Source organism: Lysinibacillus sp. BSL11 (assembly GCF_052928325.1).
Window position 1 is genome coordinate 80,601 of record NZ_JAVGCX010000018.1, and the last position, 26,195, is coordinate 106,795.

Annotated in this window: 23 protein-coding genes, 1 tRNA gene and 2 rRNA genes; 12 read left to right on the forward strand and 14 right to left on the reverse strand. The window is 38.3% G+C overall.

All coding sequences use genetic code 11. The features are described from left to right. Positions 1 to 318 precede the first annotated feature (318 nt). The 6 genes from tsaD to RCJ95_RS19890 all read right to left on the reverse strand — a co-directional run bounded on the left by tsaD (position 319) and on the right by RCJ95_RS19890 (position 3,989). Positions 319 to 1,335 carry a tRNA (adenosine(37)-N6)-threonylcarbamoyltransferase complex transferase subunit TsaD gene (gene tsaD, locus RCJ95_RS19865; RefSeq protein ID WP_221683021.1) on the reverse strand — a complete coding sequence of 339 codons (1,017 nt, stop codon included), beginning with the start codon at positions 1,333 to 1,335 and terminating at the stop codon, positions 319 to 321. Then, on the reverse strand, positions 1,335 to 1,787 hold the full coding sequence (gene rimI, locus RCJ95_RS19870; RefSeq protein WP_202342881.1) for a ribosomal protein S18-alanine N-acetyltransferase: 453 nt from the start codon (positions 1,785 to 1,787) through the stop codon (positions 1,335 to 1,337). Before rimI ends, tsaD begins: the two co-directional genes overlap by 1 nt. Beyond that, the gene (gene tsaB / locus RCJ95_RS19875) at positions 1,780 to 2,487 is read right to left on the reverse strand and encodes a tRNA (adenosine(37)-N6)-threonylcarbamoyltransferase complex dimerization subunit type 1 TsaB (RefSeq protein WP_221683022.1); all 708 of its coding nucleotides are present in this window, start codon (positions 2,485 to 2,487) and stop codon (positions 1,780 to 1,782) included. The genes rimI and tsaB overlap by 8 nt, the downstream gene beginning before the upstream one ends. Beyond that, positions 2,484 to 2,933, reverse strand: coding sequence for a tRNA (adenosine(37)-N6)-threonylcarbamoyltransferase complex ATPase subunit type 1 TsaE (gene tsaE / locus RCJ95_RS19880; protein WP_312129904.1), 450 nt, complete (start codon positions 2,931 to 2,933; stop codon positions 2,484 to 2,486). Before tsaE ends, tsaB begins: the two co-directional genes overlap by 4 nt. A gap of 173 nt (positions 2,934 to 3,106) precedes the next feature. Beyond that, positions 3,107 to 3,445 carry a hypothetical protein gene (locus RCJ95_RS19885; RefSeq protein ID WP_221683024.1) on the reverse strand — a complete coding sequence of 113 codons (339 nt, stop codon included), beginning with the start codon at positions 3,443 to 3,445 and terminating at the stop codon, positions 3,107 to 3,109. A 468-nt stretch (positions 3,446 to 3,913) separates the two neighbouring features. Further along, positions 3,914 to 3,989 (reverse strand) — tRNA-Asp (locus tag RCJ95_RS19890). A 143-nt stretch (positions 3,990 to 4,132) separates the two neighbouring features. Between RCJ95_RS19890 and RCJ95_RS19895 the strand changes: the two genes are divergently transcribed. The 5 genes from RCJ95_RS19895 to RCJ95_RS19915 all read left to right on the forward strand — a co-directional run bounded on the left by RCJ95_RS19895 (position 4,133) and on the right by RCJ95_RS19915 (position 9,656). Further along, positions 4,133 to 5,224 (forward strand): aminopeptidase P family protein, encoded by a 1,092-nt coding sequence (locus RCJ95_RS19895; RefSeq protein WP_257520664.1) that lies wholly within the window; start codon positions 4,133 to 4,135, stop codon positions 5,222 to 5,224. A 115-nt stretch (positions 5,225 to 5,339) separates the two neighbouring features. After that, entirely contained in the window at positions 5,340 to 6,263 is a 924-nt protein-coding gene (opp3b, locus tag RCJ95_RS19900; protein WP_004224327.1) for an oligopeptide ABC transporter permease, read from the forward strand. A gap of 3 nt (positions 6,264 to 6,266) precedes the next feature. Next, the gene (gene opp3C / locus RCJ95_RS19905) at positions 6,267 to 7,295 is read left to right on the forward strand and encodes an oligopeptide ABC transporter permease (RefSeq protein WP_221683025.1); all 1,029 of its coding nucleotides are present in this window, start codon (positions 6,267 to 6,269) and stop codon (positions 7,293 to 7,295) included. Between the two features lie 13 nt (positions 7,296 to 7,308). Next, positions 7,309 to 9,297: an ABC transporter ATP-binding protein gene (locus tag RCJ95_RS19910; RefSeq protein ID WP_221683026.1), complete on the forward strand. Its 1,989-nt coding sequence runs from the start codon at positions 7,309 to 7,311 to the stop codon at positions 9,295 to 9,297. Then, the gene (locus RCJ95_RS19915; RefSeq protein ID WP_009374130.1) at positions 9,294 to 9,656 is read left to right on the forward strand and encodes a DUF3899 domain-containing protein; all 363 of its coding nucleotides are present in this window, start codon (positions 9,294 to 9,296) and stop codon (positions 9,654 to 9,656) included. The genes RCJ95_RS19910 and RCJ95_RS19915 overlap by 4 nt, the downstream gene beginning before the upstream one ends. Positions 9,657 to 10,168: 512 nt before the next feature. Here the strand turns inward: RCJ95_RS19915 and RCJ95_RS19920 are convergent. Next, positions 10,169 to 11,851: a peptide ABC transporter substrate-binding protein gene (locus RCJ95_RS19920; protein ID WP_446722652.1), complete on the reverse strand. Its 1,683-nt coding sequence runs from the start codon at positions 11,849 to 11,851 to the stop codon at positions 10,169 to 10,171. A gap of 138 nt (positions 11,852 to 11,989) precedes the next feature. Here RCJ95_RS19920 and RCJ95_RS19925 point away from each other — a divergent pair, with 138 nt between their 5' ends. Continuing rightward, positions 11,990 to 13,054, forward strand: a complete 1,065-nt coding sequence (locus RCJ95_RS19925) for a M24 family metallopeptidase (RefSeq protein ID WP_257520665.1) — start codon at positions 11,990 to 11,992, stop codon at positions 13,052 to 13,054. Positions 13,055 to 13,300: 246 nt separating this feature from the next. Continuing rightward, positions 13,301 to 14,587 (forward strand): RNA polymerase factor sigma-54, encoded by a 1,287-nt coding sequence (rpoN, locus tag RCJ95_RS19930; protein ID WP_221683029.1) that lies wholly within the window; start codon positions 13,301 to 13,303, stop codon positions 14,585 to 14,587. A 67-nt stretch (positions 14,588 to 14,654) separates the two neighbouring features. Here the strand turns inward: rpoN and RCJ95_RS19935 are convergent, their stop codons facing one another. Genes RCJ95_RS19935 through RCJ95_RS19955 form a run of 5 tightly spaced genes read right to left on the reverse strand, consistent with a single transcriptional unit; the run spans position 14,655 to position 20,168 of the window. Continuing rightward, positions 14,655 to 16,139 (reverse strand): aldehyde dehydrogenase family protein, encoded by a 1,485-nt coding sequence (locus tag RCJ95_RS19935; protein ID WP_221683030.1) that lies wholly within the window; start codon positions 16,137 to 16,139, stop codon positions 14,655 to 14,657. Positions 16,140 to 16,156: 17 nt separating this feature from the next. Then, complete coding sequence (dapA, locus tag RCJ95_RS19940; RefSeq protein WP_202342876.1) at positions 16,157 to 17,059, reverse strand: 4-hydroxy-tetrahydrodipicolinate synthase; 903 nt, start codon at positions 17,057 to 17,059, stop codon at positions 16,157 to 16,159. 26 nt (positions 17,060 to 17,085) lie between these two features. After that, positions 17,086 to 17,958 (reverse strand): proline racemase family protein, encoded by an 873-nt coding sequence (locus tag RCJ95_RS19945; protein ID WP_221683031.1) that lies wholly within the window; start codon positions 17,956 to 17,958, stop codon positions 17,086 to 17,088. A 12-nt stretch (positions 17,959 to 17,970) separates the two neighbouring features. Continuing rightward, positions 17,971 to 18,990, reverse strand: coding sequence for a proline racemase family protein (locus tag RCJ95_RS19950; protein WP_004224302.1), 1,020 nt, complete (start codon positions 18,988 to 18,990; stop codon positions 17,971 to 17,973). Further along, positions 18,987 to 20,168: an NAD(P)/FAD-dependent oxidoreductase gene (locus RCJ95_RS19955; RefSeq protein ID WP_446722653.1), complete on the reverse strand. Its 1,182-nt coding sequence runs from the start codon at positions 20,166 to 20,168 to the stop codon at positions 18,987 to 18,989. The genes RCJ95_RS19950 and RCJ95_RS19955 overlap by 4 nt, the downstream gene beginning before the upstream one ends. 154 nt (positions 20,169 to 20,322) lie before the next feature. Here RCJ95_RS19955 and RCJ95_RS19960 point away from each other — a divergent pair, with 154 nt between their 5' ends. The 5 genes from RCJ95_RS19960 to RCJ95_RS19980 all read left to right on the forward strand — a co-directional run bounded on the left by RCJ95_RS19960 (position 20,323) and on the right by RCJ95_RS19980 (position 25,737). Then, positions 20,323 to 22,035 carry a sigma-54 interaction domain-containing protein gene (locus RCJ95_RS19960; RefSeq protein WP_257520666.1) on the forward strand — a complete coding sequence of 571 codons (1,713 nt, stop codon included), beginning with the start codon at positions 20,323 to 20,325 and terminating at the stop codon, positions 22,033 to 22,035. A 150-nt stretch (positions 22,036 to 22,185) separates the two neighbouring features. Beyond that, entirely contained in the window at positions 22,186 to 22,455 is a 270-nt protein-coding gene (locus RCJ95_RS19965; RefSeq protein ID WP_004224294.1) for a (2Fe-2S)-binding protein, read from the forward strand. Next, on the forward strand, positions 22,452 to 22,793 hold the full coding sequence (locus tag RCJ95_RS19970) for a (2Fe-2S)-binding protein (protein WP_221683032.1): 342 nt from the start codon (positions 22,452 to 22,454) through the stop codon (positions 22,791 to 22,793). Before RCJ95_RS19965 ends, RCJ95_RS19970 begins: the two co-directional genes overlap by 4 nt. Continuing rightward, positions 22,783 to 24,000 carry an NAD(P)/FAD-dependent oxidoreductase gene (locus RCJ95_RS19975; RefSeq protein ID WP_221683033.1) on the forward strand — a complete coding sequence of 406 codons (1,218 nt, stop codon included), beginning with the start codon at positions 22,783 to 22,785 and terminating at the stop codon, positions 23,998 to 24,000. The genes RCJ95_RS19970 and RCJ95_RS19975 overlap by 11 nt, the downstream gene beginning before the upstream one ends. Positions 24,001 to 24,282: 282 nt before the next feature. Further along, the gene (locus tag RCJ95_RS19980) at positions 24,283 to 25,737 is read left to right on the forward strand and encodes an alanine/glycine:cation symporter family protein (RefSeq protein ID WP_216486224.1); all 1,455 of its coding nucleotides are present in this window, start codon (positions 24,283 to 24,285) and stop codon (positions 25,735 to 25,737) included. A 44-nt stretch (positions 25,738 to 25,781) separates the two neighbouring features. On the opposite strand, the gene rrf is transcribed toward RCJ95_RS19980, so the two are convergent. Next, positions 25,782 to 25,897 (reverse strand): 5S ribosomal RNA (rrf, locus tag RCJ95_RS19985). 192 nt (positions 25,898 to 26,089) lie between these two features. Continuing rightward, positions 26,090 to 26,195 (reverse strand): 23S ribosomal RNA (locus RCJ95_RS19990); the annotation flags it as partial.

Sequence of the window (26,195 nt, forward strand, 5' to 3'; positions counted from 1 at the left end):
TAAATCTAGTAATACCAACATATCAACAGAGTTTTCCACATTGTCCACAATAGAAATTTATTTTATCCACATTCTATCGTATAAAACCAGCTACTATATATTGAATAATCACAAGTTATACACAAGTTATCAACAATTTGTGCATAAGTACGCGTGTTCGCCATTTAATTCCCTCCTTTACCTGTGGATAATTTTCTGAAAAATTTGTCAATTGCGATGCTTCTATTGACTATTCCCTTAGCACGGTTCTTTTTTATCAACAATGATTCGACAATTAAAAAAAGAGATATCTAAAAATATAGATACCTCTTTCCTATACTATACCCAGGATTTTAACTCCATTCCTGGACGTCCATTCATCATTAAGTTTCCTCGAATACCAGCCTCAAACATCGGCATAGCTGCTGCGCCAATCATTGCCGCATTATCAGTACACAATTTAAGCGGGGGTACAAAAAACGGGATACCTTCCTCTTCAAATACAGTCTCCAAAGAAATTCGCAAACCTTTATTTGCTGCTACACCTCCAGCTGCAATAACCTGCTTCACCTGATATTCGCGAGCAGCACGTAATGTTTTAGCAGTCAGTACTTCAACAACACTTTCTTGAAAGCCCTTGGCAACAGCTGTTGGTGAAATAGCTTCACCTCGTTGGTCCATATTATGTTTATAATTGATGACAGCTGATTTTAAACCGCTAAAGCTGAAATCATACGAATCCTCTTCCAACCATACTCTTGGAAAAGGAACAGCCTCTCCTTCCTCATGAGCAAGACGATCAATATGTGGCCCACCAGGATAAGGTAAATTTAAAACACGCGCCACTTTATCATAAGCCTCACCAGCTGCATCATCTCGTGTTTCACCAATGACCTCAAAAGAGCCATGTTCCTTCATATAGACAAGCTCTGTATGACCGCCTGAAACGACTAGTGCTAATAAAGGGAACTCCATTGGCTGAACAAGCGCATTGGCATAAATATGCCCTGCAATATGATGTACACCTACAATTGGTAAGTTGTTTGCAAAGGCAAAAGCCTTCGCCGCATTAATGCCAATCAACAATGCACCTACAAGACCCGGACCCTCTGTAACAGCAATCGCATCTAAATCTGTCGGCTTTAATTTTGCTTGGGCTAATGCTTCTTCAATTACCATCGTAATTTGTTCAACGTGATGGCGTGATGCAATTTCAGGGACAACGCCACCAAATCGCTTATGACTCTCTATTTGAGAAGCAACAACATTCGACACGATTTCATGACCATTTCGAATAATCGCTGCAGCTGTTTCATCACAGCTTGATTCTATTGCTAATATCAATCCATTATTCATTATAAATTCACCCACATGACAAGGGCATCCTCCCCGTTATCAGTATAATAGCCTTTCCGTATACCACCATCTTGGAATTGAAGCTTACGATAAAGATTTTGTGCAACCGTGTTCGTTACTCGTACCTCCAATGTCATAACCTCCATTCCATGTAAACGAGCTATTTGCAGCGCCTCACGCATTAATCCCTCGCCTATACCTCGTCCACGCGCTGCCTCAATAACAGCTACATTCGTAATTTGGGCTGCATCTATAACCATCCACATCCCGCAAAAACCAATAATACTTCCACTTGCATCAACAGCCAGCACATAATGGGCATACTGATTTTCATGCACTTCATAGTAAAAGGAATCCAACGTCCAAGGTACAGGAAATGAAGCGACTTCAATTTCATAAACTGCTGGTACATCATCAGAAACCATTTTACGATAAGTTACATCACTACTCATGTTCTTTCTCCTTCTGTTCTTTCAGCCAATTTGCTTCAGCCTCTGCAATTCGTTTATATTGTGGGACAAAGTGATGAGTAGCTTCAACACTTGGTAATTCCACTTTAGTTCCTAAACGAATAACTTCCGTTGCACGTGGCAAGTCAAGACTAAAAGGTGCACGAAAAGCGTTATCGCCAAGCTTCTCTACAATGTTATCCCAAAATATGCCCACATCTGTTCCTACAAATAAAATAGGTGCATCTAATGCCCTTAAACGCTCTAACAAATCAGTGATATGTGTATGATGATCCTCCACAAGAGCCTCTAGTGTCACTCCTTGATAAACTGCTGTATAAACATTGTCTCTTCTTGCATCAAAAATTGGACAAATTAATCCATTATAAAGGGCAGCATTTGCAGCTAATGCTTTTAAGCTAGAGACACCGACTAAGGGTATCTGTAATGTCCATGCTAGGGTTTTCGCTAATGTTACACCTATACGGACCCCTGTATACGATCCTGGCCCTTCAGACACTGCAATGACATCCAAGTCACCTGCCTTCAAACCTGCTCTTGCTAATACCTCTTCAATAGCGGGCATTGCGCCTGCTGAATGTGTTAATTTTATATTTTGTACCAGCTCCGCTACCACTTTTCCATCCATCACCACAGCAACGGAAAGTGGTGTATTTGCTGTTTCTATTCCTAACCAAATCATTTCATTAGCTCCTCACATAGTGCCTCATAACGTTCCCCACTAGGTATGAACACGAATCGTCGTTCATTGTCTCCGATTCGATAAATCTCTATCGCTAATCGATTCTGTGGCAAAACCTGTTCAATTAAATGCGCCCACTCTACCACTGATACGGCATCTCCATAAAATAATTCATCCCAACCAAGGTCCTCGTCACTTTCAGCCAAACGATAAACATCTAAATGATTGAAGGGTAAACGTCCTTCATACTGTTTAATGATTGTAAATGTTGGACTGTTGACCGTTCTTTTCACACCAAGCCCTTTTGCTAAGGCCTTCGTAAACGTTGTCTTGCCTGCACCCAAATCTCCTTCTAATGTAATCGTATCTTGAGCTTTTAGTAAATTGGCAAGTGCCAGGGCAAACCGCTCTGTATCATCAACTGAATTCATGATTATTTCATACATTCTCATTTTTCCTCTCATCACTACATTATCTCTAGTTTACCTAAACTAGCGAAAATGTTCAAAGCATCCCATATCATTATATCCTACTTAGATGATCTTCGTTAAAAAGCCTAATTCAGGTAGCTCATTTAAATAAAAAAACACGCCTTCTTTTACAAAGACGTGACAATTATTTATCTGTTTGAATGACCTTTCACTGCTATGATTTCTTTGCCAATTAGTTTATCATCCTTAAATTTCACTATATAGGCCTGTGTCATCAAAATTTCATCATTCCAACGATATTCATTATTTTTGATTTTTTTACCTGCGCCGCCTGCTGCTTCTACTACCTCAATATATGACATATCATTTTTTAATTTCTCAAATTCTACTTCGCTCATATTTTTTTGCCAGTGATACGCATTTGATTCTTCAATCTCCATAATAGGATCTCCACAGCCTACCATCATTATCATGGAACCAATAAGCAAAGGTAAATAAATACTTTTAAAAAAATAATCTTTGCTCATCTAAACACCTCCGTAGCCAATCCGATTACTTCTACATTTTTACCCCTAATCTTTATATCAGAAACACCTCTAATTTTACCTTATAGAAACGCTATCATTTATCGGTAATTTTTACTATTTTTAGATAATGTTAAATATATGAAATTCGTTATGTTTAAGGCAATACTATCGATCATTTCAAAGCGATTTAAGCCATTTTTTAGACAGCATTGATATGTTTTAGGGAAATAGATGTTGTTTATTGAATAATAAAGGGAAGTTGGTCTCAAATACTTCACAGAATGTTATGCTTTTAGCCTCTGTGTTTCTACTAGGCAGTGATGATCCTTTCGACGTTATTCATTTGTCATGTTATTTCTATTTAATTTTACTGATAAGCTCCTAAAAGATGAATTGGATCCATACGCCAATCACATACAAAAAAGTCCTTATGATGTAAAATCATAAGGACTGGAATATTAATTTAAATGGCGGTCCCGACCGGGATCGAACCGGCGATCTCCTGCGTGACAGGCAGGCATGTTAACCGCTACACCACGGGACCTCTTTAAGACATTTATAAATGTATCATAAGAAATACTACAATGCAATACTTTTTTAATAGAATTTGAACAATTCTACAATAATATTTTATTTTTTTGTTTATATGCTATTATTACCTACAAAATATATATCAGGAGGTAATATATGTCTACTATTTTCGAAACTCGTAGAGCAATTTTCAAATCAAAGCTTGAGGAGGATATAGCTTTCATTACATCGCCAGCTAATATTTTTTATTACACTGGTTTTTTATCTAATCCTCATGAGCGCTTTATGGCACTTATTTTCAATAGCAAAACAAATGAAGAAATATTATATGTTCCTGCCTTAGATTTAGAAGCAGCAGTACAAGTTACTGATATTCAACACATTGTACCAATAAGTGATGAGCAAATGCCATTTGAGGTTGTCAAAAGCACCATAGGAAACCTTGGTCAAACAGCTGGTGTGGAAGCAAAGGCACTTAATCTTTCACGCTATTTGGAGCTTACAAGTACCTTAGATGTACAAGTCAAAGATATTCAACAACTAGTCAATAGGCAACGCTTGCATAAAACGCGAGATGAACTCAATCAACTGAAAGTGGCCATTGATATTATTGAACAGGTGATGACAGAGGGCATCAAAAAAATTCATATTGGCATGACCGAATTAGACCTTGTTGCCGAGCTAGAATATTTAATGCGTAAATTTGGAGCGGATGGCCAGTCCTTTGCCTCGATTATTTTGTCTGGTGGAAATGCTGCCTTGCCGCATGGTCAACCTAGTATGCGAAAAATCGAGCATGGAGATTTTGTGCTGATTGACATGGGTGTGATTAAAGATGGCTACTGCTCTGATATTACAAGAACATTTGTCATTGGCGAAGCGACAGAAAAACAACGAGAAATATATGAGACCGTACTAGCTTCGACACTAGCTGGTATTAAAGCAGCAAAAGCTAACATTCCATTAAAACAAGTAGATTTGGCTGCAAGAGCAGTTATTGAAAAGAAGGGCTATGGCGACTATTTCAACAACCGCGTTGGTCACGGACTTGGCATTGAAGTTCATGAAGAACCTTCTGTCCATGCAGGAAACAATGATTTAATTACAACTGGTATGGTATTTACAATTGAACCAGGTATTTATATACCCCATTACGGAGGCGTTCGTATCGAGGACAATGTTTACATCAATGAACTTGGCAAAGCAGAAGTGTTGACTACTTTTCCACGCGAATTACAAATTTTATAACCTGCCTAGCACAAAGGAAGTAAATTCGAATTTTTCGAGTTTACTCTTTTTTTGGCACTAATCTTGCAAATAAAATAATAGATTCAACAAACTAAATTAGTAGGAGGTCATTTCCATGATTCGCTACATTTTCACCCGAATCGGCTTCATGATGATTACGTTATTTATCATCATCTTGCTTTCATTTTTACTTATGAAAGCTCTACCTGGTTCTCCATTCAACGATGAACGGTTACCTGAAGCGCAAAAAGAATTACTGTACAAAAAATACGGTCTAGATAAACCAGTACCTGTACAGTTTGGGATTTACCTGTCGAATCTTGTTCAAGGGGATTTAGGTGTTTCTTTTGTTTTTGATAATCGCCCGGTTACGAAAATTATTCAAGAACGCATTGGCGCATCGGCTATTCTCGGATTCCAAGCCGTTTTTGTCGGTACTATTATCGGCTTACTGTTAGGTATCGTAGCAGCATTAAAACATAACACCATGATTGATTACGGTGCAACCGTCTTAGCAGTACTCGGTATTTCTATTCCTTCATTTGTATTTGCAGGCTTTTTACAATATTGGGTTGGTGTTAAACTCGGCTGGCTGCCAATTGCTTTTTGGAATGGTTTTGAATACTCGATTTTACCAACCATCGCTTTAGCAGTTGGCGTTGTGGCAACTATTGCCCGCTTTACTCGCATTGAAATGTTAGAGGTACTCAACCAAGAATATATTTTAACCGCTCAATCAAAAGGATTATCGAATGCTTATATTATTACAAAACACGGGATTCGCAATGCGCTCATTCCAATCATTACAATTATCGGACCGTTAACTGTGAATACGATTACTGGTTCACTTGTTATTGAGAAAATTTTCAGTATCCCTGGTTTAGGGGAGCAATTTGTTAATTCGATTATTACAAATGATTATCAACTAATTATGGGCACAACGATTTTTTACGCTTTTTTATTTGTCAGTGTCATTTTAATTATTGATATTTTATACGGGTTCATTGATCCTCGTATTCGTGTAGCGGGAGGCGAATAATTTATGACAACCAAAATCACTGAAGGCACAAAGCATTATCCAGCCGATTTATTTGAACCTGCCTCTCAAGCAGATAAGGTCTCAGATATTGTGCATCGACCTGAGCAATCATTTTGGCAAGATGCATGGCGTGGTTTACGTAAAAATAAAGCAGCTATTGTCGGCTTATGTATTATTATTTTCGTTATTTTATTAGCTGTTTTCGGCCCATTTATGAATAGCCATGGCTACGATGAACAAAACATTGCGCGCACCAATTTACCACCAAAAGTTCCCGTTCTGGAATATTTGCCTTTCTTAGGTTTGAATGGTGTCGATGGGCGTGGCGTGGACCAATACGAAAAAAAGGGTATAACCGAATATTTTTGGTTCGGTACAGATGAATTAGGACGAGATTTATGGACACGAATTTGGCAAGGCACGCGTATTTCACTTTATATCGCCTTTCTCGCAGCCACGATTGATTTAATTATCGGTGTTGCTTATGGTGCTATCTCAGCCTTTTATGGGGGACGTACTGATAATGTCATGCAACGTATTATTGAAGTATTAGTTGGTATTCCAGGGTTAATAGTCAATATTCTTCTTATTCTGATTTTGAAGCCCGGCATCATTTCTATTACTCTCGCAATGGTTATCGTTGGCTGGATTAGCATGGCCCGTATCGTTCGCGCACAAATATTAAAGCTCAAATCATATGAATATGTACTGGCCTCCCGAACACTCGGAGCGAGTAACCAACGATTAATTTGGAAGCATTTAATTCCTAATACACTTGGCCCAATTATTGTCGCTACTACTTTTACTATACCTGGCGCGATATTCACAGAAGCCTTACTTAGTTTTATCGGATTAGGGCTACAACCACCTACCGCTTCCTTAGGAACAATTGTGAATGACTCATATAAACTATTGCGCATTTACCCACATGGCATGATTGTTTCTTCTATTATTATTAGCTTAATTATGATTAGCTTCAATTTACTTGGAGATGGACTGCGCGATGCATTCGATCCAAAAGTACGTAAATAAGGAGGTGTTCACAATGAAAACCATTTTAGAAGTCAAAAATCTTAGCGTTTCCTTCAACACGTATAGTGGCGAAGTACAGGCTGTACGCAATGTTTCGTTTGACTTATATGAAGGCGAAACATTAGCAATCGTTGGCGAATCAGGGTCAGGGAAGTCCGTTACTTCGAAAAGCCTATTACGCTTAAATCCTCGTGAAACAACAATGATTAAAAATGGCCAAATCTTATATCATAACAAAAACATTTTAGATTACAGTGAACAGCAAATGCGTGGGCTTCGCGGGGCTGAAATCTCAATGATTTTCCAAGATCCTATGACTGCATTAAACCCTACGATGACGATTGGCAGTCAAATTGCAGAAAGCATTAAAAAACATACGTCTTTACGTGGCAAGCAAATAATAGAGCGGGTCATTGAATTATTACAACTCGTTGGCATTAAAGAAGCAGATAAACGCTATAAGCAATACCCACATCAATTTTCAGGTGGCATGCGTCAACGAATTGTCATTGCAATGGCACTTGCTTGTGAGCCGCGCATTATTATTGCAGATGAACCGACTACAGCATTGGATGTTTCGATTCAAGCCCAAATATTAGAATTGCTTAAAAACATCCAAAAAAAGATGAATCTCTCGATAATATTTATTACCCATGATTTAGGGGTTGTCGCAAAAATGGCTGACCGTGTTGCCGTGATGTATGCAGGTAAAATTATAGAAATTGGCTTAGCCGATGAAATTTTTTACCACTGTCAACATCCTTATACACAAGGGCTACTCGCTGCGATGCCGAATCCAGATATCGATGCGGAATCATTATATGCCATTCCAGGGACACCGCCTAACCTATTGCAACCACCTGTGGGAGATGCCTTTGCGGCTCGCAATAAGCAGGCACTTAAAATTGACTTTCTAGAAGAACCACCTATGTTTAAAGTAAGCGATACGCATTATGCTGCAACTTGGCTATTGCACAAGCAGGCACCTACAATGATACCTGTTCATCAACAGCTAGCGCAGGAAAAGCAAAAAGAACGTGAGGAGACACCTCTATTTGATACAAACCATCCGTTTTTATCCTTAAAGGAAGTGAAGCAATATTTTAAATTAGGGAAAAATACAATTAACAAAGCGATAGATGGTATTACTTTTGATATTTATAAAGGGGAAATTTTCGGTTTAGTTGGCGAATCCGGCTGCGGCAAATCTACTACGGGACGCTCTATTATCGGACTCAATACGATAACAGATGGCACCATCCAAATTGATGGGCAATCCATTTATGATGCACAGACAAAACAAGAGAAGCTTGCCTTTCATCGCAAAGTACAAATGATTTTCCAAGACCCTTATTCTTCTCTGAATCCACGGATGAAAATAGCAGACATTATTGCGGAAGGTCTTGCAATTCATGGCGTACCGAAAAGTGAATGGAAAACAAACATTTATGAGCTTTTAGACATTGTAGGCTTAACCAAGGAATATGCGAATCGTTATCCACATGAACTAAGTGGTGGACAACGTCAGCGCATTGGTATTGCACGTGCGCTTGCTGTAGAGCCGAAATTAATTATTGCCGATGAACCAATTTCTGCATTGGACGTGTCGATTCAAGCGCAAATCGTTAATTTGCTAAAAAAGCTCCAGAAGGAAAGAGGGTTAACGTATTTATTTATTGCACACGATTTGTCGATGGTAAAATATATAAGCAATCGTATCGGGGTCATGCATCGAGGTAAAATTGTTGAGTTAGCGGAAAGTCAGGAACTTTATGACCACCCTATCCATCCTTATACAAAATCATTATTATCGGCTATTCCTCTGCCTGATCCTAAACTAGAGCGTGAACGACAAAGGATTATTTTTGATGAAACCAAATACAACGCCAATGATCGAGCAAATGAAAAGTTTATAGAAGTCCGTCCAGGTCATTTTGTCATGCTTACGGAGGATGAATTAATGCAATATCACCAAACAAATGCTAAAGGTATATTGCAATGAAGTTATCTAAGGTGATGCTGGTGACTGTTTGCATTTTTTTATGTTCCTTGTGTTATTCGTTATTATCAAGCCACACTGTCGCACTACTAACAATGATTAACTACACGTTTATGTTATCGCTTGCTTGTACAATTGTTGGAGGCTCGTTATTTGTTGTGCAAGGTGGTTTTTTCAATGGCATTGGTTATAGCTTTAAACGTTTTTTTGCTCGCGTTTCAAAAAATGGAGCGTACGCTTATGAATTAGATGGTAATCTGGAATTTATCCAAGCACCTACATATTCCTTTACTTATCCCCTTCTACTAGCTGGAACGCTCGGTTGTCTTATCACAACGATTTTATCTGTTGTGTTGTATTGAAAAACCAAAATGATTTCCCATTATACGGAAAAGCATGAGACTGTAGAGATAAAGGATAGATCTTCACTACAACAAGTCCTACCACTACTTTCGTGGTGGGGCTTACCTCGTCATATTCATTAATTGCGCTTTAGGATGCTGTGTAGAAATCTCCATAATGGACATTCATGTGATAGAAAAAGTGTTAGATTGACTGCCATCAATCTAACACTTTTTTTGCTGCGCCGTTGTTGTCCGCTTCGGCGGTGCTTTCCGCAGGCATACACGTAAGCCGCAACCCTCGCTTACGCGCAGGTTTGTTGCGTCTTACGCTGTGTGCGTTCCCGCAGGAGTCACCGCCTCCGCTACCAACAACTAGTTTTTTCTTCTAATTTATTATTCATTGCAAAAGAAAGATCAGTTCATATTTTATGCATGTTCCTTAGTGAAAATTTATCAATACCAATGTACCGCTATTTAAGATTTTAAGCTTATGTCCCAGCCACTTTCCCTTTTATCCCTAATTCGTTTTTTTACTTATCGATTTCAACCCATTTGTAGCTAATATCCGCTGAGAATGGATGTTCATATAAATTTTTCACATAAGGCTTCTTTAAACGACTTACACCTTTTTGGAATGTTGGAGCAAATGCCACATCTTCCATCATCAGCTTTTCAGCTTGTTGCATTAATTGCCAACGCTCCTTAATATCAGCAGTCGTTTTTGCTTGCTTAATTAACGCGTCCACTTCTGCATTTTTATAATGGGATTGGTTATAGTAAGCAGTTGATTCAAATAAATCAATATATGTCATCGGATCTTGAAAGTCCGGACCCCAGCCACCATAGTCTAAATCGTAGTCAACTGCGCCTTCTAATGCTAGTTTTTGTTTATTCGGCTGCATATTAATCGTTAGCTCTAAGCCAGCAAGATTGGTTTCTAATTGGTTTTTAATAAATTCAGCTGCTTTTTTTGATTCTGCTCGGTCATATGTTAAAAATTCTAGAGTTACTTTATCAACTCCTAGTTCTTGTAAACCAGTAGCCCACGCTTTTTTCGCCGCTTCAATATCTGTTTTATTCATATCACCATTCGCTTCGCGGAAATCAACGCCATTCTCATCCGTTGATAACCCTTGAGGGACTAAGTAGTAAGCAGGAATAGAACCGTCCTGTAAAATGACATCCGCAAATCCTTGTTTATCCCAAGCCATATCAATCGCTTTACGAATGTTTTTATTCCCTAAAAACTTGTTTTCATGATTCATACGAATAAAATACGTATTTGGTTTTAAAAATGTTGAATATTCTGGGCTATCTTTGTATTGCGCTACATACTCACTTGATAACTCAGTCGTATCAATTTCCCCTGCCTCATATAAGTTAACTGCTGTAGCAGTATCTTTTACAATTTTTTGCGTTATTTTCGTTAGCTTAACAGCATCTTTGTCCCAATAGTTTTCATTTTTTGCAAAAGTCCATCCTTGTCCGTGCTGCCAAGACTCCATAATAAATGGACCATTATAAATCATGTTTGCTGCTTCTAACGCGTATTGATCACCTTGCGCCTCTGTAAATTCTTTATTTAACGGGAAAAATGGCGCGTAAGTTGTTAAGCTTAAAAAATATGGAATTGGTGCATTTAGTTGCACTTCAAGCGTAAAATCATTTAGCGCTTTTATGCCGATTTTATCTACCTTACCAAACAGTGGATCTCCTTCTGTTTGCACATTTGCAGCATTTTTAATATCGAGCATTAAATAAGAATAAATTGCTTGTGTTTCAGGATTAATTGCTCTTTTCCAAGCGTAGACAAAGTCATGCGCCGTAACCGGAGTGCCATTGCTCCACAGTGCGTCTTCACGTAACTTGAACGTATACACCGTACCATCTTCTGATACTTCATATGACGCTGCCATACCTGGCACAGGCGTATTCTCTGGTCCAATGCGATATAACCCCTCAAATACTGAATTCATCGCCGTTACAGCGAGTGCATCTACACTTCCTAAAGAACTCATCGTCGTTAAATCTCCGCCTGCAACTAAATGAAGTTCTTGTGTAACAGCAGACTCTCCCCCATCAGTAGCTTCTTTGTCCGTGCTATTTCCCCCAGTTGAGCTACCGGCTGAATTGTCTTCTTTACCATAGCAGCCCACTAATACAACGAGCATAAGACCTAACAATACAACGAGCCATTTCGTCTTTTTAGCCATACTCAAAACCCCTTTGATTTTATTGCACGATGGATACCGTACTGATTAACTAATATGCAATAATCATGCCGATACTTTTCTAGACTTATAAAACTGGCATAGAATTTGCAATATATTCTAGAAAGGGGGAATTACAGCATGTCACAACTACAAAAAGTACGAGGAGCATTACAAAAACAACAAACAGAGGCGCTTATCATCACAAACGATCAAAACCGTCGTTATTTAACTGGATTTACAGGGAGTGCTGGTACAGTAGTGATTACACCAACAAAGTCAATGTTACTTGTGGATTTTCGTTATACCGAACAGGCAACGAAACAAAGCCGTGCTTTTGAGGTACGTCAAATAGAACGCGCACATTTATATGAAACGATTCAAGAGATTTTCGATGCCGAATCTATCCAAACAGTTGGATTTGAACAACAGCATGTGAGTTACTATACGTATCAATTAATGGCTAGTAAACTAACAGCTACATTAAAACCGCTATCAAATATTGTGGAAGATTTGCGAATGATTAAAACACCTAAGGAAATAGAACTAATAAAAAAAGCAGCGTGGATTTCAGACGAAGCGTTCCAACATATTTTAACATTTATTAAACCTGGTGTTTCAGAGATTGACATTGCCAATGAATTAGAAGCGCATATGCGTAAAAATGGTGCTACTGGGGCTGCATTCGATATGATTATCGCTTCTGGTAAGCGCTCCGCCCTACCACATGGTGTTGCAACTGACAAAATCGTAGAACAAGGCGATATGCTAACACTCGACTTTGGTGCTTATTATCAAGGTTATCGTTCAGATATGACGCGAACAATCGCTGTAGGTGAGCCACCAGAAAAATTAAAAGAAATCTATCAAATCGTATACAACTCATTGCAGCATGCGCTCATGCATATGAAAGCTGGTATAACAGGGAAAGAAGCAGATAGTTATAGCCGCGACTTTATTACAAGCAAAGGTTATGGGGAACATTATGGACACGGTTCTGGGCATGGGATTGGCTTAGATATTCACGAAAATATTTTTATGTCTACTGTTTGCGAAGATCTGCTAGAAGAGAATATGGTACTTACAGTGGAACCTGGTATTTATATAGCCGATTTAGGTGGTGTCCGAATAGAAGATGATGTCATTATCACAAAAGATGGCATTGAAATCATTACGCACTCACCAAAGGAGCTTATTATTTTATAAGCGCTTCATACTGTGAGAAGAATATTTCTATATTTTATACACTTAGTGTCGGCATGTTTAGATTTTAGACACATTCGTCGCATCTTTTGCTAACAGCAATTTTTAAGTAATTACATGTACATTACATTAGATATGTCAAAGTTTCTAGTCACCGGCTGATAAGAAATACTACCGACACGCTATTTTAATTATGAACATCATTTTCTATCGTTTTCTGGTAATTAAATAGAGAATCGAGGTTTTATTATGCATCTATCAATGAAACAAACACAAGATTTGAATTTAGTGATGACCGTGCAACTTCGCCAAGCCATTGAATTGCTACAGTATTCTACTCAAGAACTAGAGCAGTTTATCCGTGAACAAGAATTGATGAATCCATTAATAGCATTGACTGAGCCAACAGTCCCAGAACGTATGCCTACTTCAAAAACTATAACTGGTCAAACAAACATGGTAGATACTTTATCTACATATGAACAAAATATTCGCGATGAGTTATTTGAACAAGTGAAGTTAACATTCTCTAAAGACACAGATATAAAATTACTTAAACATATTATTTATCATTTAGATGACAACGGTTACTATGAACCACCTATTGTGCCTATTTATAAGGAGCATGAAATTCATAAAGGTATTCACTTATTACAAACAATTGGACCTCTTGGTGTTGGGGCACGCAGTTTACAAGAGTGTTTACTGTTACAAACAATTTATCGTCATGATAGTCCAAAACATACTGATGAAGTGATTGCCAATCATTTAGAAGCATTTGCAAATAAAAAATGGCAACAAATCGCGAATGAGTTACATATCTCGCTTTGCGATATGCAAGCCATTTATCAATTTATTCTAACTTTACAGCCTAAACTAAGTTCACTGTTCCATCAAGAAGCCATTCAACACAATACGCCGGACATTATTGTACAAGTTAAGGATAATGTTATTACATTTTCTTTAAATGACTTTTATTTGCCTAAACTTAAACTTCACCCTGACTACGTTCCATATATTACGAGCAATTCTTCTGACAAGGGTTATTTTAAAAAGCATTTATCAGATTATCAATGGCTCGTTAACAGTATTGAACAACGGCGCCTTACCATTATCAAAATTATGACGGCTCTTATTGACAAGCAAAAAGCCTTTTTTACACATGGCTTTGCTGCTTTACAGCCTCTCACATTGCGTGAAGTTGCTGAGCAAATTGGTGTACATGAATCAACCGTTAGTCGTGTTACAACAAATAAATATGTTCAAACACCATATGGTACGTATGAGCTTCGGGATTTATTTACTTCAAAATTACAAACAACTACAGGTGACAGCGTGTCCCAAGTAAAGGTGAAATCACTGCTGACTGACTATATTAAGAACGAAAATAAAAATAAACCGTTGTCAGATCAAAAAATTGCTAACTATTTCAAAATGAGTCATGGTATCGAAATTTCACGTCGTACGATTACAAAATATCGTGAGGAGATGAATATCCCATCATCTTCACGACGCAAGGAAATTCAATTTAGTTAAGCATTTGAAAGGAGCTATCGCATTGTCGATAGCTCCTTTCCTGTCTATTTTAAGGGGGGTTACACATTCAATTTTGTTTCATATTAACAAAGACGCTTTTTATTTCTGTATAGTTGGACAGGCCGTATTCGCCACCCATTTCGCGACCTATACCTGATTGCTTATAGCCACCAAACGGCATTGTTTCCCATTCTAAACCAAAATCATTGATCCATACGGTTCCTGCTTGTAGTTTACTAGAGATATAGTGAGCTTTTTTCACATTTTCCGTCCAGATACTTGCAGCTAATCCATACTTACTATCATTTGCACGTGCAATGACTTCTTCTATTGTTTCAAACGAAAAGATGGACATGACTGGCCCAAAAATTTCTTCTCGGGCAATTGTCATATGATCTTGTACATCTGCAAATACAGTAGGTTGCACAAAGTAACCTTTGTTAAATGCACGCCCACCACCTGCTACAAGCCGTGCACCTTCTGCTTTTCCTTTTTCGATAAAACCAAGTACTGTATTCAATTGTTTTTGCGAAACGAGTGGACCCATTTCTGTCTGTGGATCTAATCCAGGTCCTAGTTTTACTTCTTGTGCATTCTCAGCAAGCTTTTCCACGAATTGATTGTACAAACTACTGTGCACAAATACACGAGTACAAGCGCTACAGTTTTGACCATGATTATACATTGTTCCTGCAAATGTACCTTCGATTGCAGTTTCAATATCTGCATCTGCCAACACAATTGCTGGCGATTTACCACCGAGTTCTAACGTCACACTTTTCACATCATCTGCTGCTTTTTTCATAACATGAATACCTGTTTTTGTTGAGCCAGTAAATGCAACCTTTGCGACACCTTTATGTGTGACAATGGCCTCTCCTGCCTCTCCTGTTCCAGGAACAATGTTCACAACACCATCAGGCAAACCGGCTTGTTTCATTAATTTTCCTACATATAATAATGACAACGGTGTTTCCGCTGCTGGTTTAATCACAACGGTACAACCAACTGCTAATGCAGCGCCTAATTTCCATGCAGCCATGGCAAGCGGGAAATTCCACGGAATAATTTGTCCAACAACACCTACCGGCTCATGAACCGTATAGTTTAAATAATTTTTAGATACTTGTACATTTTGCCCTGTTATTTTTGTTGCCCAACCTGCATAATAACGGAAATGTTGCACAGTACCATCTACATCATCAGCTAATGCTGTTTCGTAAGGCTTCCCATTATCTAATGATTCTAACTGTGCTAATTCCTCACGGTGTTCCTCTATTAAATCCGCAAATTTATAAATAATACGTGAACGTTCAGCTGCCTCCATGAAAGACCACTCACCGTCAAATGCTTTTTGTGCTGCTAACACTGCGACGTTGATATCTTCAGCTTGTGCCTCACTTACAGTTGCAATGACTTCTTCATTCGCTGGATTTAAAACGTCAAAGCTTTTACCTGATTGAGATGCCACGTATTCACCGTTAATGTATAACCCAATCGGTGATTGTAAAAATTCTAGTACTTTTGGTTTCAGCGTTAATAAAGCCTCCATATTTGACACCCCTTTTGTTAATGAAGTTCAGTAACCAACACATCTAAGTCAGCCAAAATAGCTTTTAATTGCGCATCTTCTTCTGCCGTCAGTGGCAAACGTGGTAAACGGCATGGTCCACCTGCCCAACCTTTTAGTTCCATTGCACGTTTAGCAATTTGTACATATTTACCTGAGCCTTCTAAAAACGCACATAATGGTAAAAGTCGATCGTAAATGGACCACGCCTTTTCTAGATTACCCTCTTGTACATTGTTGTATAGTTCAGTTACAAGTTCAGGCACGATGTTCCCTGATACAGAAATCCAACCGACCGCACCGACAAGGAATGATTCAATTGCTAAATCTTCTGATCCACAAAATACTTTAATATCGTCTTGTCCTTGGCGTACAATATCACGTGCTTTGCCGATACTACCACTCGATTCTTTGATATGTGTGATGTTTGGTACTTCTCTGCCTACTTTTAATATCGTGTCCAAACCAATATCCACACCTGATGTGAACGGATTGTTATAAATCATAATTGGAAAGCTAACCGATTCTGCTACTGTTTTAAAGTGTAAATATATTTCCTCGTCTTTCGGATGTGCATAATAGGAGTTAATAAGTAATGCAGCGTCTGCTCCAGCCTGTTCAGCTTGTTGTGTATAGGCAACAGCATCCGCTGTAGTCTCTGCAGCTGTCCCTACGATTAACGTAATACGACCTTTAATTTGATCGACTGCTACTTCTACCGCTTTCATACGTTCTTCTTTTGACAAACTTACAAATTCCCCTGTACTACCGTTAATTGCAATGCCTGTTACACCTGCTTCAATAAAATGTTCAATATTTTGACGGAAACCATCCCAATCAATGTCTGTTTGATTTAACATCGGCGTTACTAATACTGGAAATACACCTTCTAATTTTTTCATCATTCTTTCCTCCTCAGTTTTAGTTATTACACAATGATGAATCCTTGTTGTAATGGATCTTCGCTATCTACTACAAATTGATGGATTCCTGTGATATATCCTTTTAATGCAATTTCGTAGCCAACTTCATGTTTTCGTGTCAACTCGATACTGCTGCCGAAAATACTATTATTTATTTGAACTGCTTGATCGCCTAATATAGCAGTTAAAGCTAATGTACTATCAACACTTGGCGAACGTAAAATATAGCCATCTCGTTCAAATGTTACTGAACGTACCATACTGTCTAATTTTTCATACACAATTACACCATCAGCATCATGATATTTGGCACTTTCAGTTATTCCCCAAGTGCTAATATAAGCTAATTCATCTAGCACGAGTGCCTTTATATGATGCGGTTTTTCCATCACAATATAGTGTCGTTCATCGTCCACTACAACTCGCTCACCGGCTATCCTTGCTGGCTTCACTGTCAAATGAACTGACAGTACTTCGTCTTTTGATTCCGAAAGTTTTACATATACTTGGTGGATACCTTTTACCGTTTCAATCGAATAGATGTTGTCGTCTGATAATTCAATTGTGCCGCATTCTAGTAATGCCGTTGTCGTTGCTACAAGTGCCTCATACTTATAATCTGTCGATGCCGCATGTTGGAAAAATAATAACCGAAATGAAGCAACGGCAGATGGCAATATTACGCAGCCATGCATACCACGATGTCCTCGTGGCTCATTTAATAAAAGGTTTTTCGTATTTTCAAATTGTGTATTTAATGCAGTAGCCGCTTCTGCTATTTGTTCTTGATAAATGGCAATAGGTGATTGCACCACTATACGAAAGGCTTCCCCCACTACTTGTGTATCAATTGTTTGAAAAGATTTGTTATAGTTCATCTATATCCTCCTTTAGTGATCCATCGGTGGAATCATTAAATAGCCTTCTTTTAATGGATCTTGCTCATTGTAAAAGAATTTATGCATGCCCATTACCCATGCAGACCCTGTTACTTCAGGGATAACGGCCACCCCATCACCTACTGTTACTTCCTCTAGTACACGTGCTGTAAATAATGTTCCTACGATACTTTCATAAACAAATGGTTCATTGACTGCCAGCTCATTTTTCGTATAAAGCGTAGCAATTTTAGCTGACGTTCCTGTACCACATGGTGACCGGTCTATCCCACCTGGTGGTACAACGACTGTATTTTTTAAATGTGCTAATTCATTGGTAGCATCCGTATAAAACTCCATATGTGTGAGTCCCTCAATAAATGAAAACTCAGGATGGACAATCTTTTCTTTGGCATTGACAGCATTTCGGAGACGAATACCTGTATTAATGATTGCTGTCGCATTTTCTACTGATAAATCAAGACCTATTTTACGAGCATCGACAATACCATAAAAATTGCCCCCATAGGCTATTTCACATTCAACTGTCCCTAGCTCTGGATCCTCAATATCCACTTTTTTTAATAGAAATGAAGGTACATTTTTAAATGTCACTTCTTTCGCAATTCCTTCTTCTACTTTAATTTGTACATCGATTAAACCTGCTGGCGTGTCTAATGTAATATTTGTATACGGTGTTTGAATGTCTATTAATTTTGCTTCGACAAGTGCTGTACATACACCAATCGTATCGTGTCCACACATTGGTAAGTAGCCACCCGTTTCGATATAAATAACACCAAGATCGGCATCTGGATGGCAAGGGTCAGTAATAATCGCACCTGACATAACACTATGGCCGCGGGGTTCGTTCATCAAAAACTTGCGTATCCAGTCGTAATGTTTTTGCATATATAACATTTTGTCTGACATCGTTTCCCCTTTTAGTTTCGGCATACCACTAATAAGTGACCTTGTTGGATTGCCCCCTGTATGGGTATCAATTGTGGTAAATAGCTTTTGGAATTTCATGTGTGAAGTACTCCCTTCTGAAATCGATTCATATTAACTGGCTCCGTCGGAATACACGTATTTTTATGTTGCAGCAATTCTTGCACGAGTTTTCCTGTAACAGCAGCTAAGCTTATACCGTCCCCTTCATGACCTGCCGCTATATAGAAGCCAGGTACTTGCTCTACTTCACAAATAATTGGTAAATGATCCTCCGTCCATGGTCTTAACCCACAATATGTACGAATAATCGACATATCGGCGATTTTCGGATAAAAGCGCATAGCACGCCTTGCAATCATTTTGACAACATCATGATTGACTTTTGTATCAAACCCAACAAATTGACGACTACTCCCGATTAAAAAATTTTGTGCTTCGGTTGGTTCAAAAACTAATGCCACACCGTATTTTTCAATATCCGCATCCACCATCCGCTCTCCACCAAATTTAGAAATTAAATAGCCAAATTCCATCACTTTGCGAAGACCTACTGGCTCTTGACGAGACGCCACAATAAGGTGTCCTTTACGCGGCTGTATTGGAATATCGATGCCTAACATCTGGCCAATGCTTGGAGCCCAAATACCACAAGCATTAATTACTTTGTTAGCCGTCATCGTCTCCACATTTGTATCGATTAAAAATGTGCCATCTGACTGCTTCTTAATCATTCTGACTTCGGTATGTTTTCTTATGTTTGCGCCTAATTTTTCTGCTAAATGGAACATGGAAAACGTCAGCATATACGGATTCACTGTTGAGTCGGTTTTACACTCAAGCCCACCATATAAATCGTCTGCAAAAAACTTTGATTCATTTCTTAAATCTGCGCGGTCTAACATTTTAAAATCTAGACCCGCTTGTTTTTGCCGTGTCACCCATTGCTGTGCAGCTTCCATTTCTACTTCACTTTCACAAACAAGAATACTTCCTGGGTTACGGTATTCAAATTTAATTTCCAAGTCTTTATCTAAGTCATGTACTAATTGTTGGCTTACTAATGACATTTGGCTATCAAAGCCCGGGTCCTTATCAATGGCTAAAATATTGCCATCACAACGAGAAGATGTACCACTCGCTAATTCATTTTTTTCGAGTACCGTTATTTCAAGTCCCGCCTTTGCACAATAATAAGCAATTGCCGCTCCAATAATGCCTCCGCCAATAATAACGATATCATGATGAGATGTCCCCAAGGTTCTCCCCCCTTTTTTAACTAGCACTTAACATTGTGCAAAAACTATGCCAATCTAAACATCTGAAATTTGTTTGATTAAGAAGCCACTATATGTCAAAATAAATTTTAATATTCTAAAAAATTTGACACACGGTTACGAAGGGGGACTTACATTGCATCCATACCATTTAATTATGAATAAAATGCTAAAACGAAATTTCGCTTTTATCCCTATAGAAGAAGTCATTACTAAAATGAATAATGATAAAATACAGTATTTTGTTATTGAAAATGACAAACCTTATGCCGTTAAAAGAGGCAAACGAAAAAGTGATATTAACTATATCGCCTGTCAAATTGTTCGTATGGATTGTCCGCTCAAAACAGCGCTTGATTATTTAGAGGAATATGAGTATTTACTTGTGCGTGACGAAGAAAAAAAATATATAGGTTATTTATGGAAAGAATCCTTAATGCATGATCTTGCCTATGAATTAGAGTGTACTAACGCTTACTTAAACACTATTTTAGAAACCATTAATGAATCATGTACTGTCATTGATGGTAATCAAAACGTCATTTATTGGACAAAAGGTGCCGAAAGTATTTTTTCTGTATCTGGCAATCATATTATTGGACAACCTATCACGAATTTCTTTAAAGAAGACCAACTTGAAATATTACATACATTACAGCATGGGAAATCCGTTTATCAGCAACAACATTTTCCTCGTGAAGATCTTGTCGTGATGATTAATTCAAATCCTGTTATGTTAAATGATAAAACGATTGGCGCAGTGGTGGCAGAGACAGATATTACGCATGTAAAAAAATTAAACGAGGAGCTCCATATTACATCGGAAAAATTACTGAATTTAGAGAAACAGATGAATACGAATGGCTTAGCGTATGATCCTTTTACATTAATCCGTGGCAATAGCCCACAGCTTAAAAATGTGCTTGAAAAAGTAAAAAAAGTCGCTGAAACAGAAGCCAATATTTTAATATATGGTGAAAGCGGGGTCGGCAAAGAGCTTTTCGCTCGAGCCGTCCATGCCATTCGAGAAAAACCTGAAGCGCCCTTTGTAGCAATCAACTGTGGGGCCATTCCAAGTGGCTTATTTGAAAGTGAGATTTTCGGTTATGAAAAAGGGGCCTTTTCTGGTGCCCATCAAAAAGGAAAAAAGGGGAAAGTTGAGTTAGCACGTGGCGGCACCTTGTTTCTAGATGAAATTGGGGAAATGCCTTTAGACATGCAAGTGAAAATTTTGCGATTGCTACAAGAAAAAACATTTTATGCTGTCGGTGGCACAAAAGAAATGGATGTTGATTTTAATTTAGTTGCTGCTACGAATAGGGACTTAAAACAATTAGTAGCAGAAGGAAAATTTAGAGAAGATTTATATTATCGTTTAAATGTTGTAAATTTCACTGTTCCACCATTACGAGAGCGTGCATCAGATATTTTAGAAATTAGTAACTATTTTTTATATGAAAAATCGATTAAATACAACCGCCCTATTCAAGGAATTCCTCCTGAGATTGTCAATATTCTATTACACTATCAGTGGCCAGGAAATGTACGTGAACTTAGTAATGTTATAGAACGGCTCGTTGTTTTTTCAAATGAGGGAGCCATTCATGTAGAAGATTTACCAGCCGATATTTTGGCGGCTGTTCCTAAAGCAGAACTACTAGAGGTACCAAAAGACTTGCCACATAGCAATGGCACCCAATTAAGTGAACAGCTTGAACATTATGAGCGAGAAATTATTTTGCAACAACTGACTTCTGTGAATGGCAATAAAAAGATGTGTGCAAAAAAATTAGGCATTACACGCGCCACTTTATACAACCGATTAAAAAGGCTAAATATAGATGTCTAATTTTTTTAAACTGTCCATTTTTTATACACGTATTGTTTGATACTTTATACATTCGTTGGATGCTGATTAAAATAATAAAAGAAATTATCTGGCATAGTTTTTGCAGTAACTATATATGTAAATAAAAATTGCGTATTAGGGGTGTAGGCTATGCAAAATAAAACTATGATGGTATGTCGTTGTGAAGAAGTTAGCTTCGATGAACTAGTCAAAACAGCATCTGAATATAATTGTTCTGCACGAGAACTAAAATTACGTACGCGTGCGGGAATGGGCTACTGTGGTGGTCGTACTTGTCGTACAATGGTAGACCAAATCGCACATATCTATCAGCCAAGAAGCAATAATGACATATCATTAAAATACCAAGCGCCCATTCGTCCGGTGCGTTTTGCGGATTTAGGGGAGGTTAAATCATGACAGAACGTATTATGAGTCATCCTATTTTGGGAGATCTGCCACACAAGGAAAAAGTATCTTTTACTTTTGATGATCAATTATACGAAGCATATAAAGGCGAATCATTAGCAGCTGCATTACTTTCCCAAGATATCCGCACATTACGCGTGCATGAGGAAACCGGTCATCCACGTGGTATTTATTGTAATATTGGTCATTGCTTTGAATGCCGTGTAAATATCAACGGCTTAGATGGAGAACGTGCATGTATTACGCCAGTCACTGAAGGTATGGTTGTAAAGAGTGGCAAAGTACTTCCAACGACGGTACGTGATTGGAGGAAACATCATGGGAAATAAAGTAATTATTATCGGTGCTGGTCCTGCTGGTCTTTCTGCAGCTATTACTTTGGCTGAAAAAAATATTGGCGTTGTTGTTATAGATGAGTACCTTTATGCAGGCGGACGTTTACTTGGACAACTTTACGAAGAAAGCCCAAATAAATGGTGGAATGGCATAGTAGAATCCGAACGATTATTAGCTCGTGCTAAAGAATTGAATGTCGAGTTTTCTTTACAAACGTCAGTTTCAGATTTAGAAAAAATAGATCAAGATTGGGTACTCCATACGAATAAAGGTGTTTTCCATACAAAGCAGTTGCTCTTAGCTACAGGTGCCGCTGAATCACCGTTCCCTATTCCAGGATGGACGTTGCCTGGTGTGATGTCTGTAGGGGCTGCGCAAGTCATGACAAATGTGCATCGGGTAAAGCCCGGCAAGCGCGGCGTTATTATTGGTGTTAATGTGCTTTCTTCTGCAATTGCTATGGAGTTGCAAATCGCTGACGTGCAAGTGGCAGCTATCACATTACCTGCAGCCAATTTATTAACAATTAATAGTAGTAATCCATTAGAGGTAATGAATTCTTTATTGCATGTTTCTCATATGGCCCCTTCTCCACTTATAAAAATTGGTAGTAAGTTTATGAAAAATGAATTCCTAAAGAAACTTGGGATTACATTCTATCCTAAAGATGGGGTTAGAATGTGGGGGATTCCAATTATGTTGCGAAAAGCTGTTATTGAAATTGTGGGTAAAGACCAAGTTGAAGGTGTTGTTCTTGCAACAGTCAATATAGATGGTTCTATTGTTCCAGGCAGTGAGAAACGCATTGATGTAGATTTTGTTTGTATCGCAGGAGGATTATATCCGTTAGCAGAATTGGCCTCTTTAGCAGGTTGCCCCTTCCATTATATTGAACAATTAGGCGGATTCGTCCCTCTACATAATGAACAAATGGAGACGAACTTAACAGGCTTACATGTTGCGGGCAATATTACAGGAATTGAAGGCGCAAAAGTAGCATTCGCACAAGGAAAAGTTGCTGCCCTCACTATTGCATCCAAGTTAGGTGCTAGCGTTACGCAACTAGACATTCAACAAGCAATTGAAGATGTAGAAACAACAAGGGCTAATGCCCATATCCAATTCCATCCGGAAGTTTTAGTAGGTCGTCAAAAAATGAAGGAAATATGGTCACAAACTTTGTCACATACGCTAAGTTAATTATGTCCATTTTTTTAGACAAAAGTAAAAAAGTGTATACAGTTTTTAAATCAATTGTTCCTATAAAAAATCTTTCTCTAGCTTTTTAAGAGAAAGATTTTTTATTTTTTTATAGCCTTAACCCATTCGTTTCGTTGTCGAAAAAACATGAAGCTCAATTATTGGCATAAAAAATGCATTATCCATTAGTAGAAATAAAAGTTGAAAGGAGGGTTTCTATAGAACGATAGAGGAAGAAACAAGGATGTGGGCTGTGAAATGATTCTTTAAGGGGGAGAATAAATGGAAGCAATCGTAAATACTTTAGTTGATTACATTTGGGGAAATGCACTCGTTTACTTAGCATTAGGTGTAGGCTTATATTTCACTGTTATTACAAAAGCTGTTCAATTTCGTTATATTCCTGAGATGATACGGTTATTGCGTCAACGAGGGGAAACGAACGAAGGCATCTCTTCTTTTCAAGCTTTCTGTATGGCGTTGTCTGGACGTGTCGGGGTTGGTAATATTGCTGGGGTGGCAACTGCTATTGCTGCTGGGGGACCCGGTGCAGTATTTTGGATGGGAGTTATGGCCTTCCTCGGTGGAGCAAGTGCATTCATCGAATCAACTTTAGCACAAGTATACAAAGAAAAGGCGGATAATCAATATCGTGGTGGATCTCCCTATTATATTGAAAAAGGGTTAAAATTAAAAGGATTTGCCATCTTTGTAGCAATCGTAATTTGTATTTCGTATGGAATTTTAGTGCCAGGGATTCAAGCAAACACAATAGCTGCTTCATTTGATACAGCATTTCATTTTCCACCATTTGTAACAGGTATAATTATTGTTGTACTTTTAGCATTAATCATTTTTGGTGGCATTAAGCGGATTGCACGAGTAGCAGATAAAGTTGTCCCAATTATGGCGCTTGCTTATGTTCTATTAACAATCATTATTTTAGGAGCTAATTTAAGTGAAATTCCTGGAATGCTTAAATTAATCGTTACAAGCGCATTTGGTACAAATGAAATATTCGGAGGTATCGTTGGAGCGGCTATTGCCTGGGGTGTAAGACGTTCAGTATTTTCAAATGTGGCTGGTGCAGGTGAAGCAACATTCAGTTCAGCTGCCGCTGAAGTAACACACCCAGCTAAACAAGGTTTAGTCCAAGGTTTCTCGATTTATATTGATACGATAATCGTTTGCACAGCAACGGCTTTAATGATTTTAATAACAGGTATGTATAATGTAACACCTCCTGGCGCTACAACACCGCTTGTAGAGAACGTTCCAGGCCTTGTTGCAGGTACTGCTTATACGCAAGCCGCTGTATCTACTGTATTTCATAATCTTGGAAGTAGTTTTGTAGCCATTGCCATTTTCCTTTTTGCCTTTACAACTTTAATGGCATACTATTATATAGCAGAAACGACAATTGTATATCTAGATAAGAAATTACAATATCCAATATTAAAATTCGTTTTAAAAATAGTTTTTTTAATAGTCGTTTACATCGGAAGCATTCAATCTGTGAGCCTTATGTGGGGATTGGGGGATATTGGATTCGGAAGTATGAGCTATTTAAACTTTATTGTAATCGTTTTATTATCAAAACCTGCTATTAAAGTTTTGCGTGATTATGATCGTCAAAAGAAGGCAGGCCTGGATCCTATTTTCGATCCACGTGAGGTTGGCATTGAAAACGCCGATTTTTGGATTGCATACAGTGATAGATTTAAAAAGAAGAAATAAGTATGAAATAAAAAACAGTCAGCACTCAGCTGACTGTTTTTGTTGCCTAGCGACGTCCTACTCTCACAGGGGGAAGCCCCCAACTACCATCGGCGCTAAAGAGCTTAACTTCCGTGTTCGGTATGGGAACGGGTGTGACCTCTTTGCCATCATCACTAGACTTATTTGACCTTCAATACACGGCGTATTACTGCGTCAGCTGCTCTCGTTCAATCAGTCACGTACAAACGTACGCTCCTTCAATCACTCGTTTGCTTCCTTGTACTACTTGTGTCTTGAAGCTCTCTTTTTTTATTGAAAGAATTTGTTCTTTCAAAACTGGATAAACGGCACATTGAATGTTTCAAACGTTTTGGTTAAGTCCTCGATCGATTAGTATTCGTCAGCTCCATGTGTCACCACACTTCCACCTCGAACCTATCTACCTCATCGTCTTTGAGGGATCTTACTTACTTGCG